This is a genomic window from Levilactobacillus huananensis (assembly GCF_003946145.1).
Taxonomy (GTDB): Bacteria; Bacillota; Bacilli; order Lactobacillales; family Lactobacillaceae; genus Levilactobacillus; species Levilactobacillus huananensis.
In genome coordinates this window covers 147,466-161,415 of the sequence record NZ_RHOC01000004.1, presented here as the reverse complement: position 1 = coordinate 161,415, position 13,950 = coordinate 147,466, and the positions used below count along the sequence as shown (strand labels likewise).

At 48.1% G+C, this 13,950-nt stretch carries 8 protein-coding genes; 4 read left to right on the top strand and 4 right to left on the bottom strand.

The genetic code is table 11. The annotated features are described in order from the left end of the window. The first annotated feature begins 683 nt into the window (after window positions 1–683). Entirely contained in the window at window positions 684–4,190 is a 3,507-nt protein-coding gene (locus tag EKM71_RS05225) for a KxYKxGKxW signal peptide domain-containing protein (protein ID WP_125573598.1), read from the top strand. A 364-nt stretch (window positions 4,191–4,554) separates the two neighbouring features. Here EKM71_RS05225 and EKM71_RS05220 read toward each other — a convergent pair whose 3' ends face one another. The 4 genes from EKM71_RS05220 to add form a co-directional block, all read right to left on the bottom strand. Further along, on the bottom strand, window positions 4,555–5,109 hold the full coding sequence (locus tag EKM71_RS05220) for a L,D-transpeptidase (RefSeq protein ID WP_125573597.1): 555 nt from the start codon (window positions 5,107–5,109) through the stop codon (window positions 4,555–4,557). A 354-nt stretch (window positions 5,110–5,463) separates the two neighbouring features. After that, window positions 5,464–6,315, bottom strand: a complete 852-nt coding sequence (locus EKM71_RS05215; protein WP_125573596.1) for a polysaccharide deacetylase family protein — start codon at window positions 6,313–6,315, stop codon at window positions 5,464–5,466. Between the two features lie 69 nt (window positions 6,316–6,384). Continuing rightward, window positions 6,385–7,215, bottom strand: coding sequence for a site-specific integrase (locus EKM71_RS05210; protein WP_125573595.1), 831 nt, complete (start codon window positions 7,213–7,215; stop codon window positions 6,385–6,387). A 138-nt stretch (window positions 7,216–7,353) separates the two neighbouring features. Beyond that, window positions 7,354–8,376 (bottom strand): adenosine deaminase, encoded by a 1,023-nt coding sequence (add, locus tag EKM71_RS05205; RefSeq protein ID WP_125573594.1) that lies wholly within the window; start codon window positions 8,374–8,376, stop codon window positions 7,354–7,356. A gap of 478 nt (window positions 8,377–8,854) precedes the next feature. Between add and EKM71_RS05200 the strand changes: the two genes are divergently transcribed. From EKM71_RS05200 to EKM71_RS05190, 3 genes are all read left to right on the top strand, one after another. Then, window positions 8,855–10,804, top strand: a complete 1,950-nt coding sequence (locus EKM71_RS05200) for an acyltransferase family protein (RefSeq protein ID WP_125573593.1) — start codon at window positions 8,855–8,857, stop codon at window positions 10,802–10,804. Between the two features lie 226 nt (window positions 10,805–11,030). After that, entirely contained in the window at window positions 11,031–11,762 is a 732-nt protein-coding gene (locus EKM71_RS05195; protein WP_125573592.1) for a hypothetical protein, read from the top strand. Between the two features lie 273 nt (window positions 11,763–12,035). After that, complete coding sequence (locus EKM71_RS05190; RefSeq protein ID WP_125573591.1) at window positions 12,036–13,730, top strand: oleate hydratase; 1,695 nt, start codon at window positions 12,036–12,038, stop codon at window positions 13,728–13,730. The last annotated feature ends 220 nt before the right edge of the window (window positions 13,731–13,950 follow it).

The window sequence follows — 13,950 nt, the reverse complement described above, 5'->3', positions numbered from 1 at the left end:
AAAAAGCAATTGTTTCTAGTGTAGCGTATTTCCTTTTAAAGTGATAGGCACGGCCTGTCTTAAATGGGTGTGAAAAGACGGGGACACTGGTACCCATGCCGGGCATAGGTGAACAACGACCAATCGAGTAACGGCCATGTATGGCCGATTATAGTGGAGTAGTTGGGCCATTGTAAGGGGTGCGTCGGAAAACAGGTGGCCATAAGCAGTGCTTGACGGTGCGTGAAAAGAAATGTCAAACCAATTTCACGTTTTGCGGAATTTGTGGCTATTTTCATAGCGTGATGGTGAAGCCAGATAGCGTTAAAGCTGAAATATTTGGTAAATCTGGCAGAAAATGAAAGTTATTCAAAACTATTCTCACATGAAAACAGCAACGACAACTTTTGAACGACTAATTGGTTCTTAAGACCGCTCCGAATCCACTAGTGCCGATGATTAAAATTATTCAGCCTTGCTGGATAATTGTCTTGATTTGGCCACTCTAGGACGAAGAAAAGAAGGGATTTTGTTCCTTATTTAAGAAGATAGTAACCACTTAGGGTGATAATGTTTAGTTAAGTATTGAGAGGTGATCAATAAGGTTGATAAACAGTTTTAACCTTGTTATACTTGTCTTGATCATTATTTCACAATGCGAATTTGACCGTCACTTAATCACAAGACGTTTAGGAGGAATCGCCATGTATTTCAATCGAAATCGAATCACCAAGGAACACCTTAAAATGTATAAGGTTGGAAAAAGCTGGGTTGTGGGATCGATTGCACTGGTGGGTCTCATGGCCGGATTAAGTATGGGGCCACCCCTCACCGCGTCGGCGGCCACTAATGGGGATCCACGAGAAGAGTTGCCAGGGGATGCGGCGATTGCGGCTACCCAGGAACGGACAGTTAAAGCAGAAGAAGTTGTCACCGATGAACCGGTCACCCAGACCACAACGCCGGTTGATGCGACCCTGGATGCGACCTACGATGATGCCCAGACGCAGGTCGACACGACTAACGATCAGGCTGCAACCGTCAACGATAGCCTGGCAAAATTACAGGCTCTGTTGAATCAGTCGGATTTAACAGCACAGACTGATTGGCAAACAACCTTGCAAGCAGCTTTAGATGACTACCAAAAGAATGCCAGTGAGTTCACGGACTCGGCCTCTAAGACCCAAGCCCTGATTGCGGCCTATCAGGATAAGATCAATGCCACGATTAAGGAACAACCTAACGCCGTCAAAGAGGTGACAGATACCGAAACGACGGGGACCAAACTGGCCGATTATCAGAAATTGACAGCTGATTTTCAGCAAAGCGTGACCACCCAGGTCCAGGTCGTCCAAACCAATCTGGCGAACTACGCTGTCTCGGAACAGGTGAATCAGGTCAGTGCTGAGTTGACGACAGCGGCGGATGCTTTGAACGTCGGACTGGACAGTCCCACGCTGAGTAGTGCGGCCTTAGCCACTCTGAAGGTCACTTACGATCAGGCCGTTGCGGCCTATAATGCGGTGGTCGTCGCGTACAATGATAAGACGGGTGGCAAGCTGGCCGTTATTAATAGCGACCAACTCCCGGATATGACGCAACTGCTAGCGGATCGCCAGGTTCAGGAAGCCTACGATGCGGCAGTGGAAAAATACCAACTTGTTCAGAATGAGAGTAACGCGTATAACGGGGCTATTAAAGTTTGGCAGGACGCCGTTGCGGCCTATAATCAGGCGTTAGCGGGATTGACGATGCCAGCCAGAGTAGAGGGTAACGGATTGTTAGCAGCTCAGGAAGCGGTGGCCGCCGCTGTTAACCGAATCGCCGAGTTGCAGGTGGCTTACAGTGCTGTCATGTCGGATCCTAATAATCAGGCCATTGTCTCAGCCTACCAAGATGCTGAGACAAATTATCCGACCGAATTTGGCACTTATACAACAGCCCAAATGAATGTTGATTTGGAATTAACAAGGTTGACAAATGCCCAACAGGGTCTTGCAGACGCACAGAGTGCTGGGCGGCCAACCACCTATTTTGAGGGACAAGTCGCGACTTACACAGCCTCTCTAGCCAAAGCACAAGAAACGCTGAGTGCGGCCGAGCAAGTGGTCACGGCAATTACGGCACCGCTGAAGCAGGCCTACGATAAGCTCGTCCAAAACAAGCGGGCGGTTACACAACCCTTCACGCAAGCGCTGATTGACCTACAGGACAAGTTAACCGCTTGGCAGTCGGCCTATCGAGATTATGGCGCAGCCGTGGCGGCAGCGACTGCTACGGATCAAACTTTCCCGGACTTTGAACAATTGACAACAGACGTTCAGGACGCCCAAGCGAATGTCAAGGCGACACTTGCGGTACTCACAACCAGTCAGGCGGCCTATCAAGCAACGTTGCGTACTTATCAAACGGCTTTAGCCGCAAGCGGTCGTGAAACCAAGGCGACCGATGGAGAATTGCCAGACCTAGCCACATTACAGACGGATCTCAACACTGAATTTACTGAAAATAGCACGATCATGGACGCTACACCCGCACTATTGGCGGTGATCAAAGCCGAGTTCCAATTGCAACAGCGGATTGTCCAAGTCAATCAGATCGTGATGACCATTAACGCCGATCAAGCCATGTTAAACGCGCTCTATACGACATCTTATCAAGGAGACATGTGGACCACATTGGCCCACAGTTTCCAAGCGATCGGTGATGATTTAGTGGCTAAGGCGGCGGATTACCAGCTGGCAATCGCTGGCGATGATACAAATACAACAATGAGTTACAGTGACCTGGTGACAAATTTAGAAAAAGCGCAAACAGATTACGGTATTGGTGAGGTCACTTACACGTATCCAGAAGTCGTGGACATGATGATCCAGCAAACGTCATTTAGCAGCAACTTTACCACCTTTGAGACCAGCTATCGGGAATTTTTAACCTATCTAGAAACGCAGGCTCCCGATGAGGAAATCAATGCAACGGCAGTTGAAAGTATGGAAAATGGGGCCAATTTATCTACGAATGGGGTCCCAACCAGCCTCGAGAACGGTGGAGTAGAAGGCGGAACAACAATCAATATTTATCAATTCTTTGGTAAGGACTTGGCTTACTTTGTGGGTCGCGGTGCTGGTGTTACCGGTGCCGATTTGTCGGGCGATAAGGTTGGCACTAGTGAAACTGTGACTATTGACGATCAGGCTAAAATAGCAGCAACCAGTGAGTCTGGAACCCCTTATTATCGTGTGAGTCCGGCTAAAGTCACAGAATTGACCGATCTGTTAACAGGAATGATCACGCCAAATTTTGAAAAGGACGGGGTGACTTACCATCTGACGGGGGTCGAGGTTCCGGGTACAGGAACCGGGCTGAATGCCGAAGGCTTAAAGGTTAAGACCCTGGGGGATATTTATACCTTTACCACGCTCGATCCCGTTTCGGAATTGATGGCGATGTTTTCGGGGGTCAGTCGCAATTCGACCTTCAATCATGTCTTTGCTTTCTTCTACACGGCATCGCCACAACCTGGGGTTACTGATCATACGGCGCTCTCAAGTGAGAGTACCTTACCAACGTTAAAGACCTTTACGGCGGAAACCTTAGCCTCTTCCGGTGCCTGGGAGACCGGTGAGTTGACGGCCGACGCGGAAGTGCCAACGTCTCCGGCACCTCATGAAGTGACGGATGGCATTGGTACCGTGACGGGTCACTACCCAGGTGGCAAAACGGTGGAGACTGGATTTGCGACGTTAACGGCTAAACAAGCCCCAACGATCACACTGACTCACATCCAGGAGACGCCAACTGGCAATCCAGGAACAACCGATCCGAAGAGACCCGGTGAGGGTGATCAGACACCAGGAATTGATCCCGGCGACAAGCCGACGAATCCGGGGGACTTACCGACTGACACAGCAACCCCAGTGGAACCGAAGACGAGTGGGAAGACGCCAGACCAAAGCCGACAACAGACTAAGAATTCAGCAATCGTAAACCGTGATGCCAAGGGGACGGCGGACCGACAAGCCCGGCAGGCTGGAGCTCATGATCAGGTCACAGCGGGACTGACTGATTTGACAACAACGAGAGACAACGGTCAGTCAGCAACCACTTTGCCACAAACCGATGAACAGGCTCATGGCATTTTCGCTTTGATTGGGAGCTTGTTGCTAGCCTTGTCAGGTTTATCATTGATTAAGTTACGTCAGAAGGAATAAACCAGTAGCTAAGACGGGTTTAAAGGACGGCCGAGGGCCGTCCTTTTGTGTATCCGAAGAGTGGAAACATTAAAAAAGCATCGACCAGCCCGAAGGATTCCGATGCCGAGTAGTGTTTTATTCTTTAGATTCAGTGGCAGTTAACCCCTTCGTGTGAGATTTATCAAAGACTACGATGGTGTCCTTGCCAATAGCGGTAAATAGACTAGAACTTTAGTGGGTTAGACTAGTCGTTTGAACCCACAGCAGGCGTAATCCCTGGCAGCCGCAGGCGGCCATCTTAATCTTGAACTTGAATTCAAATAGCTAACCCGACCAAAAAGGGGCAAGACACAAAGGTCTCGCCCCTTAATCAAATCATGTTTTAATGAATAATGACCTTAGTCTTGGCCGGAATGTGACTGTTAATCCAGTGCGCATCGGGAATTGGCATCCGAATGCAACCATGGCTCGCCCGGTGGCCCAGTTTCTTGGCTTCACTCTTGATGTATTGGCCCTGACTGTTGATGACGACAGAGTGGAACATATAGATTCCCCAGCCCTTAAAGGAGGTCCAGTAGTTGGCCCCCACGAAGTGCTTCCCCCGGTTTTGAATGTGGAAAGTTCCCTTAGGCGTTGGTGTCGACTTCTTCCCAGTTGAGCAAATCATGGTATAAAGGACTTTATGGTGTTTGCTCATGACGTATACCCGTTGTTTTTTGATTGAGACCTGTAGGTAGACGTGCTTATGTACTTTCAGATTGGGGTAGGGCTTATTTTCAGATGGCCGTTCCCAGCGTGGTTTCTTGATAGCTTTGGCCTTTTTGGTAGTTTTGGCAGATGCCGTGACTTGGGTCCCAGGTAGACTAGTCCCGATGACACCACCGAAGAGGGCAAAGACAGCTAGTCCAGTGATCAGACCGATTTTAAACTTTTTCATGATGACTCCTCCTTGAAATGCCCCGATATGCCTTTAATTCTAAGATCCCAATAAGGCACTGTCAACCGACATTTAGCGGGACTGGATGTACGCGTGATCAAAAATGTCGTACGAAAATTAGTAGGATAGCACCATTTTCATACGACGTCTTGAGACGATAGTTTGCTTAATGTTAACCCTTAAACATAAAAATTCCGCGGATAATTTCGGCACCGATTAAGACTAGCATGAATGACCAAGTTGCCAACGTGACAACGCTCCCCATGATAACGACCTCCTCATAACCTGGTGTTCATCCTTATTGTACGCCGAGTCTCGCTATGACACAATAGGAAGCGCTTTCTGTGAGAGATATTAGTTGTTTTTAACAGCTAACAGACTCGCAAAGGTCGCGGTCGTCATCCCTGGTGTGACCCGTAGCCGGGAGAGATTGTAGCGACCTTGACTCATTTGGGCTAGGCCCTCTTGCGTCGTCAAGGCAATGCTGTAACCAGCCTGTTTGGCCAATCGGTGAGTCGTGCCATCAGCTCGGCCTGCCGGATAACAGAGAACCTTGGTGTTCTGGTGCATTTTAGCATCTAACCATGTTTTCGCATTGACCAATTCCGTCTTTTGCTGAGCGGCGGTAATCTCGTTGAGATCCAGGTGTTGAACCGTATGGCTAGCGAAGTCCACGCGACCCGTCGCTTTCATTTGTTTCATTTCTGAAAGCGTTAGGTGATTGGCCTTGTGCGTGAAGCCCGTGATGGCGTTGATGGTGGCATGGACCTTCGTTTGTTCTAAGACGGGAAGACCATGCGTTAGATTGTCCTTGTACGCATCATCGAGTGTGACCCAGACAACTTTTTTACTAGGAATCGTGTTGGTCGTCAAGGCGCGAACGGCTTCATCTGCGGTTAGGGTACGATAATGGTGTCGCTGTAAGTAAGCCATTTCTTGTTGGAATTGGCGTGAAGGGACACGCAGTTGATTACCACTTGAGATGCTGTGATACATCAAAATGGGCAGCTTAAGCGGTTGCTTAAGCTTAATCCAGGGTTTTACTTTCGGTTTAGCAACAGTTGAGCGTGCCGTTCGCTGCTTGGTTCGTGAGTCTTTTGTGGGTGCAGCAGCCTGCTTGGACGTCTGTTGTTGCCAGGCAACTGTTCCCACCAGTAGCGCGAGTAAGGCAATCAGACTACCTAAAATCCACCAATGTTTCTTCATAAATTATTCCCCCAATATGAGTTACTTTAACTATATAGTATAGGGGGTTCAACGTAAAGTGGTCGGGAACTATTCGGCGCGTTGGGCGAGTCGGCGATAGTAGTCGATGGTGTCCGGATCTAAGTGTAGGGTGGTGATGACCTCACGATCAGATTGTCGGGGATGATGCCGAAGATAGTTAACTAAGTAGCCTTGGTAAAGACCAGTAGGACCTAACGCAAATCCGGTCAACGCTTCATCCGGCTTCAGATACTTGTGAAGGCCGGGTAGGGTGAGGTGCGGATCTGGTGCCGCGCGTTGCTTCAAAAACCAATCAGATGTTTGAAAGCGTGCTTGAAGTGGGGTGATGAAGACCCGAAACTCTTGAAGAAAGGTTTGCGCCGCAGGCGACCAGTCTGTGGTTGTCGTGGACAGTTGGGCGGCAAAATGCGGCTTTAAAAAAAGCTGAGCAGAGAAGCCGTGAGCAATTAAGAGAAGTGTCAGGCGGGTGTAGACGTGGAGTCGACGATCCGCTAATAAGTCATCGAGCGTATCCACCCACCGAAAGTTGACCGGTGGTGTTGCCTGCTTAGGCTTGCTCTTGAGATCTAAGGTTGGCAAGTAGGGTGTCCAGCCATGGGAAAATAGAAATTTAAAATAGACGTTGAGGTGTGACAACACCTTATTGTAGGTTTGATTTTGAATGTGTCGCTGGTCAACGAGCATCGCTAAGTATTGTTGAACATCGGCAGTTTGTAATTGATTGACCCGATGGTCGCGTTGATAAGTGGGATTGAAATTCTCTAGATATTTGAAGAAATCAGTCAATGTGGTGTTATAGTCATCGAATGTGGCTTGTGCCATAGTACGCTCGCGTAGGACACGATTAAAGGCATTTTGGTAAGGGTAGTTTTGGGCCATGGAAAGCCTCCTTTGTTAATGATTACTTTAACCAAGTTTTTAGTCACTGGCAAGGCCAGTGACTGCCGGTTATAGCCAGAGTTGTTTGGTGGACAAACAAGGAGCCTGAGACCAAGCCTCAGACCCCTTGTTTAATGATTACTGGTTTTCCGGAATCTGACTGCGGAGGTTAGCCTTGTCGATGTCCGGCAAAAAAGCACCGTCAATGGCATTCAGTGTGAGCTGACGAAGTTGTGGCCAGTCTAGGTGATGATGGGTGTGTAGGGCCAAAATTTCATCAGTTAAGTTAACATTGGCGATGGTTCGATGATTGGTATTAACCGTAACCTTGAGGCCAGCTGCCAGAAAGTCTTGTAGGGGGAGATTAGGATAATCCGGTAGTGTCGTGGAATGATGACTGCTAGTCAGACAAGTCTCAAGGGTTGTTTTCGTCCGTTTCGCGCGATCCATGGCAGCCGGGAAGCCGTTGAGTCGTTGCCCGTGGCCAATCCGAGCCACATTGAGCGTCATGGCGACCACGATATTATCAACGGGGGCCGTCTCTCCCGCGTGTAACGCAATCGGTAACCCCGTGGCATGTGCGGCCCGAATGGCATCGGCCAAGTCAACGGTCGGATAGTCGAATTCATCACCGACAAGGTCAAGGCCAACGACACCCCGATCAGCAAACTTGGCGGCTGTCTTGAAGACGGTGCTGATCTCAGCTAGACTGCGTTCACGCCGGCCACAAACAATGGCGTTAACTGGGATACCGAACGTCTTGGTGCCGGCATGGAGGCCGCTTAAGAGGGCTTCAATGGCCTGTTCCAAGGTTAGACCGCCTTGCGTATAGAGGGTTGGTGTGGAACGGGTTTCCATGTAGATTAACCCATCAGCGGCCGCAGAACGCACAATATCGAATCCGGCAATTTGAAGTTGTTCGGTCGTTTGCATGAGATCAATGATCGGACGAAAGCGCTTTAAATAATCGGTAGTCGTCGGGTCTGTTGCCGTGGTGGTGAGCAGCTGTTGAAGGCGATCATCATTAGTGGGCAGTGGTGTTGCCGTCACTTGTGCCATCTCACGCAAGGCCACGAGGGAGAGCGATCCTTCAAGATGGCAGTGCAGATCAATCTTGGGATACTGACGAACGGTCGTCGGGGTAAATGGCGATTGGGTCATAAAAATTCCTCCTAAGAATAGGTAACGTGCTGTGATCACAAGTCAGTCCTACTGGGTTGACTTCATAACGCTATGTCTAGTATAGCATGAACGACCCGTCGCTCCTGCTGACGCGAAAGTCGCGATTATAAGACTTAATTAATTTCATGTTTAGCCCTTATGAATGGTTATTGAACGAACAAACTGACGGGATTATCCCGTAGATTGGCGGGATTTTTGAACGTGAAAAGTCACACTTTGATTTCAAATTTTACAAATTCATAAATTGATGTAAAAGCGTTGTTTCTTAAGGGAAAACATTATAGAATGAAGCTAATTAGACAGGGTTAACGATCACCTGGCGGAATGATAAATCATCCTAGTAATTAAACTGACAATACGATTATTTATACTTTAAATATAAATAACATTAAAATGGATAATTATCTGACTAATATGGGGGAGTACTAACGGTCTTAAAGAGAAAAGGAGTAATTTTATGGATCAGAGTAGTTCGCGGCTAACGCGGTCTTATGTCCGTGCACAGCGTGCGGGGAAGAAGCGGTACATAACTGGGTTTGACGGCATTCGAACCCTTGCCGTATTAGGGGTTATTATTTATCATTTGGCACCATCGACCCTTCAGGGGGGCTACCTTGGGGTGCCAATTTTCTTTGTGGTTTCTGGCTACTTGATTACGTACCTTTTAATCCAGGAATGGGATCGAACAAATCGTATTGATATTCGAGGCTTTTACGGGCGTCGATTAAAGCGGTTGTATCCGGCGTTGGTTGCCATGCTCTTGGCAACAACCGCGTATATCACGCTTTTTCAACGAAGTTTGCTCGTTAATATTCGAAAAACAGTTTTGACGAACCTGATTTATGGATATAACTGGTTTGAAATTGGCCATGGTCAATCTTACTTTGACCGGTTTAGTGGGGAGTCACCTTTTACACACTTGTGGTCACTGTCCATTGAAGGGCAATTCTATCTGGTTTGGCCATTAGTCGTGTTGGCGTTATTGATTCTGGTGAAGAAACAGGGAAGATCCCTAGTGATCCTGTTAGCGGCGGCCGTTGCCTCAGCTGTGGCGATGGCCTTACTCTACAATCCGCAGAATCCTAACCGTGTTTATTATGGTACGGACACCCGGATGTTTGCGATTCTGATCGGAGCCGCGATGGCATTTGTTTGGCCTGCGCATAAGCTTAGCGCAGATGTCAGTCGGACGCATCGAATTGTGATGGACTTGTTAGGAGGCGCCTCATTAATTGCGCTCGTCTACCTGTTCTTTACGATGAACGGGCAGGCAGCTAGCACTTACCGTGGGGGGATGTTCTGGTTTACAGTACTCTCCGGTATTTTAGTCGGCACGGTCGCACATCCTGGTAGTGACATGAATCGGGTACTATCTAATCCCGTCTTCAGTTACGTTGGCCAACGCAGTTATGGGATCTACCTCTATCAATTCCCAGTGATGATTTTTTATGAAGCACGTATCAACATTGGCAATCATCCGTTATTCAATGCCTTGATGGAAGTGGCTTTGATCATGGTGGTTACTGAAGTGAGCTATCGATGGATTGAGAATCCTCTTCGGCGTTACCACTATGGGCAATTAACGAGTGACATTGTCAGTTTCTTTAAGCAACCTCGTGCCCACCGGTTGGCTAGTAGCTTGGGAGTCGTTGGGGCCTTACTCTTTGGCTTAACGGCCGTTGGATTTGTCCAACAGCCCGCCGCTGCTAAACCAACAGCCTTGCAAAAGACGATTACAGCCCGTCAGGCTGAGGCTAAACGGCAGAATGCAGCAGCAGCTAAGAAGCAAAAAGCCTTAGCTAAGGCGGCATCGCAGAAGAAGCACGATAAAGCGGCGGCGTTGGCTAAGCTTTCTAAAGCCGATAAGAAGACCGCTAAGTATTACTATCTGACGCCTCAAGAGATGGTCTCAAGTAAGGAGACACCATTGACGGCGATTGGGGATTCGGTTCTTTTGGATGATTCTGGTGATCTTCAAAAGGTCTTCCCTGGCGCTATCGTCGATGGGAAAGTGGGTCGTCAGGCCGCTGATATGAAAGATGTTATTAATAATCTGTCACAACAGGGACAATTAGCGAAGAATGTTCTCGTGAATATTGGGACGAACGGCTACGTGACACCGGAACAAGCACAAGGTATTGTGGATGCCATTGGGTCTCATCACGAAATCTTTTGGGTGACGGCGCACGTTCCAACCCGTGAGTGGCAGAATTCTGTTAACCGTCGTATTCAAAAGACGGCGGATGATAATAAGAATGTTCATGTCGTGGACTGGTATGGGGCTGCCAAGAACGAATCGAGCTGGTTCGTCAGTGATCATGTGCACCCAAATGACTACGGAAATCGGCACTATACCGCGCTCATCGCTAAATCGATTGCGAAGGTTAGTCAAGATCAGAACAAATAATCAAAGATGCAATTAATCGTGGCCACTAGACATTTGGTGGTCACGATTTTTGTGTTTTGACACCATTTAGTCTCTGGGAGTAAGTTGGTTTAATTTACCCTGAATCCTATATTTACCGCTGTTTTTGGTCACTTTTGAGTGTCATTAGTATGGCTAGATCGGATAGTCATGATATGATACCCGTGAATTCAGAGATGGGTTCAAAATATCTCAGGGGGTAATTGTTATGATGAAGAAAGTTGCAATGATCGCAGCTGCAGCAGCCATGGTATTACCATTAGGGGTCGGGGCTATTGCTCCCGTAAGTAGTAGTGTGACTGCATTTGCCGCTGCCAAACCAGCAGCTAAGAAAGTCAGCTACTCATTGCTGAGTAGTGCAGCCTTAAAGAAGACATCGTATCACGTTAAATCTGGGAAGCCGGCATTGTACAGTGCAGTCTTTGCGGCCAACAAGGCTAAAGTCACGATGGCCAAGAAGGGGACCTTGAAGGGCGCCACGACCTACTACGGTACCAAGAAGATTGTAATTAAGAAGAAGGCTACCAAGACCACCAAGGCTAAGAAGGTCACTTACGTCTATGTGAAGACGGCGAATGCTAAGGTTAAGGGCTGGGTGGCACTGTCCAAATTAACTGCGGGCAAGTTCATGGCCGCTGATGGCGTTCACAAAGCAACAACCTACACGCTGGTCAGCTCCAAGAAGATTAAGAAGAGCGCTTACCACTTTAAGAATGCGCGGCCAGCTTATTACACGGGGAAGTTTGCTGCGAACGCACCTAAGGTTACCCTGAAGTTGAAGGGCAAGTTACCAAACAGTAAGACCTTCTACGCAACGAAACAAATGTCGATTAAAAAAGCTAAGAAGAACGTTAGCTATCTCTATGTGACTAGCGGAAAGACTAAGGGCTGGGTTTTAGCCTCTAAATTAACCGCAGGCAAGTTCATGGCCGCTGACTAATGAATCAGTCGGGGAAAACGGTGTGCTTTGGCACACCGTTTTTTTGCGTCTTGCGGTCCTTAAGGGTAAATCGTTTCGACTGTTTTTATGACCGTAGTTTAAGCTATATTTGGCCCCTGTAAATGGAACATGACATGTCGCAATCCCCGGTAATTAAGGATCCGTAACGATTTGAACTTTTTTCTAAAACTGTCATGTAAACGCTTTACAATGCATGACAAAGCAAGCATAATGAAGGCGTTAAGGCACAAAGAATCTACGGAGGTGTTTTTGATGGTTAAAACAAAAGCAGTAATGATCGGTGCGGGATTGTCTAACATGGCCGCGGCGGTTTACCTGATTCAAGAAGGCCATTGGCGGGGTGACAATATCACCTTTTACGGAGCAGATATGCACGGTGCTAACGATGGTGGAACGACTGAAGAATTCAGTAACGAATACTGGAATAAGGAACACCCACTGGATAACCGAACGGGTTATGTTGCTCGTGGAGGCCGGATGTTGAACTACCGGACCTACGTTGATTTGATGGACCTCCTGGACCGGATCCCTTCCGCAACGGAGGAGGGCATGACGGCCGCAGAAGATACCCGCGATTTCGATTCACATCACCGGACCTATGACAAGGCACGGTTGATGCAAGGCGGTAAGGGCATTATCGATGGTGGTAAGTTGGGCCTGAATAACAAAGACCGGGCACTGTTATCGAAGTTAGTCCTGATGCCTGATGATGAAGAAACTAAATTGGACAATGTGACGATCGCCGAATACTTCAAGGATGACCCACACATGTTCCAAACCAATTTCTGGTATATGTGGGAAACCACGTTCGCCTTTCGCATTGAGAGTTCCGTTCAAGAACTCCGGCGTTACATGCACCAGATGATTTATGAATTCACACAAATTGAACACTTGGTTGGGGTCAACCGGACCCGTTATAACCAATTTGAAAGTATGATGTTGCCACTGATTAACTACCTGAAGGGTGAAGGGGTTAAATTTATTTCCAATCGAATTGTAACGGACTGGGAATTTGCCGACAGTTCGATGCAAGACGAAATCACGGTGACTGGCATCCACGTCAAGAACGTTGAAGATGGGACTGAAGAAGTAGTCGACATTGACGATGAAACGGCAGTTATCTTCACCAACGGGTCCATCACCGATTCCGCGACGATGGGAGATTACAATACGCCAGCACCTGAGAATATGGAATATGGGATCAGTGCAGCCTTGTGGAAGAAGGCTACGGAACGCTTCTATAACCTGGGGACACCCGATAAGTTCTTCGCTGATCGCAAGAATTCCGAATGGGTCAGCTTTACATTGACCACGAAGAATCACCTGTTGCTGAATGAAATTACGCGGATCACGACCCAGGTTCCAGGGAACGCCTTGAACTCCTTCCTCTCCACGACGCCAATCACGCCTTTGGGCCAGAAAGATGTTAACATGTCGATCGTGGTTCACCACCAGCCACATTTTACGACTCAAAAGCCTAATGAATCGGTTATTTGGGGCTACTTCCTGTATCCACGGCGGACGGGAGAATTCGTCCACAAGCAGTATATCAAGATGACGGGGAAAGAAATGGCTCAGGAGCTGATTGGCCAGTTATCTAAGGTTGACCCAGGTCCTAACAACATTAAGGACAAGGAACCAGCTATTCTCGATAGTATTATCAATAACATTCCAGTCTACATGCCATATGCCTCAGCCCTCTTTAACAACCGGGCCAAGACCGATCGACCGGAAGTTATTCCAGCACATTCAACGAACTTAGCCTTTACTGGTGAGTTTGCCGAACAGCCATATCAGATGATCTTTACGGAACAGAGTGCCGTTCGTTCTGGTGAAATCGCCGCCTTCCACTTCGCCGGAATTCCAATGACGAACCTGGTGGACACGCCTCGTTATGACAAGGATCCGAAGACCTTGTTGAAGGCAACAAAGCGTATGTTTAGTTAAACGTTGCGTTAACGACTTCCAGTGAGGAGTCACCGCGATGTGCTGGGGATGCCCTGTCCAGTGAGGCAGGTTTGCTCAGAGACATTCTTCGAAATTAAACCTGAAGTCAGCGGTTTAACGCTGGTTTCAGGCTTTTTTGATCGCTTAAGAGGTTGTGGCGTGAAGGTTTTCAGTGGTATTAAGAGCAGATGAAAAGCCGCTAGGGCTCCACAACAGGTGA

What these genes read in the sequence shown, in the direction of transcription:
- EKM71_RS05225 (WP_125573598.1), top strand. Translation starts at nt 684, where the DNA reads ATGTATTTCAATCGAAATCGAATCACCAAGGAACACCTTAAAATGTAT.
- EKM71_RS05220 (WP_125573597.1), bottom strand. Translation starts at nt 5,109, where the DNA reads ATGAAAAAGTTTAAAATCGGTCTGATCACTGGACTAGCTGTCTTTGCC.
- EKM71_RS05215 (WP_125573596.1), bottom strand. Translation starts at nt 6,315, where the DNA reads ATGAAGAAACATTGGTGGATTTTAGGTAGTCTGATTGCCTTACTCGCG.
- EKM71_RS05210 (WP_125573595.1), bottom strand. Translation starts at nt 7,215, where the DNA reads ATGGCCCAAAACTACCCTTACCAAAATGCCTTTAATCGTGTCCTACGC.
- add (WP_125573594.1), bottom strand. Translation starts at nt 8,376, where the DNA reads ATGACCCAATCGCCATTTACCCCGACGACCGTTCGTCAGTATCCCAAG.
- EKM71_RS05200 (WP_125573593.1), top strand. Translation starts at nt 8,855, where the DNA reads ATGGATCAGAGTAGTTCGCGGCTAACGCGGTCTTATGTCCGTGCACAG.
- EKM71_RS05195 (WP_125573592.1), top strand. Translation starts at nt 11,031, where the DNA reads ATGATGAAGAAAGTTGCAATGATCGCAGCTGCAGCAGCCATGGTATTA.
- EKM71_RS05190 (WP_125573591.1), top strand. Translation starts at nt 12,036, where the DNA reads ATGGTTAAAACAAAAGCAGTAATGATCGGTGCGGGATTGTCTAACATG.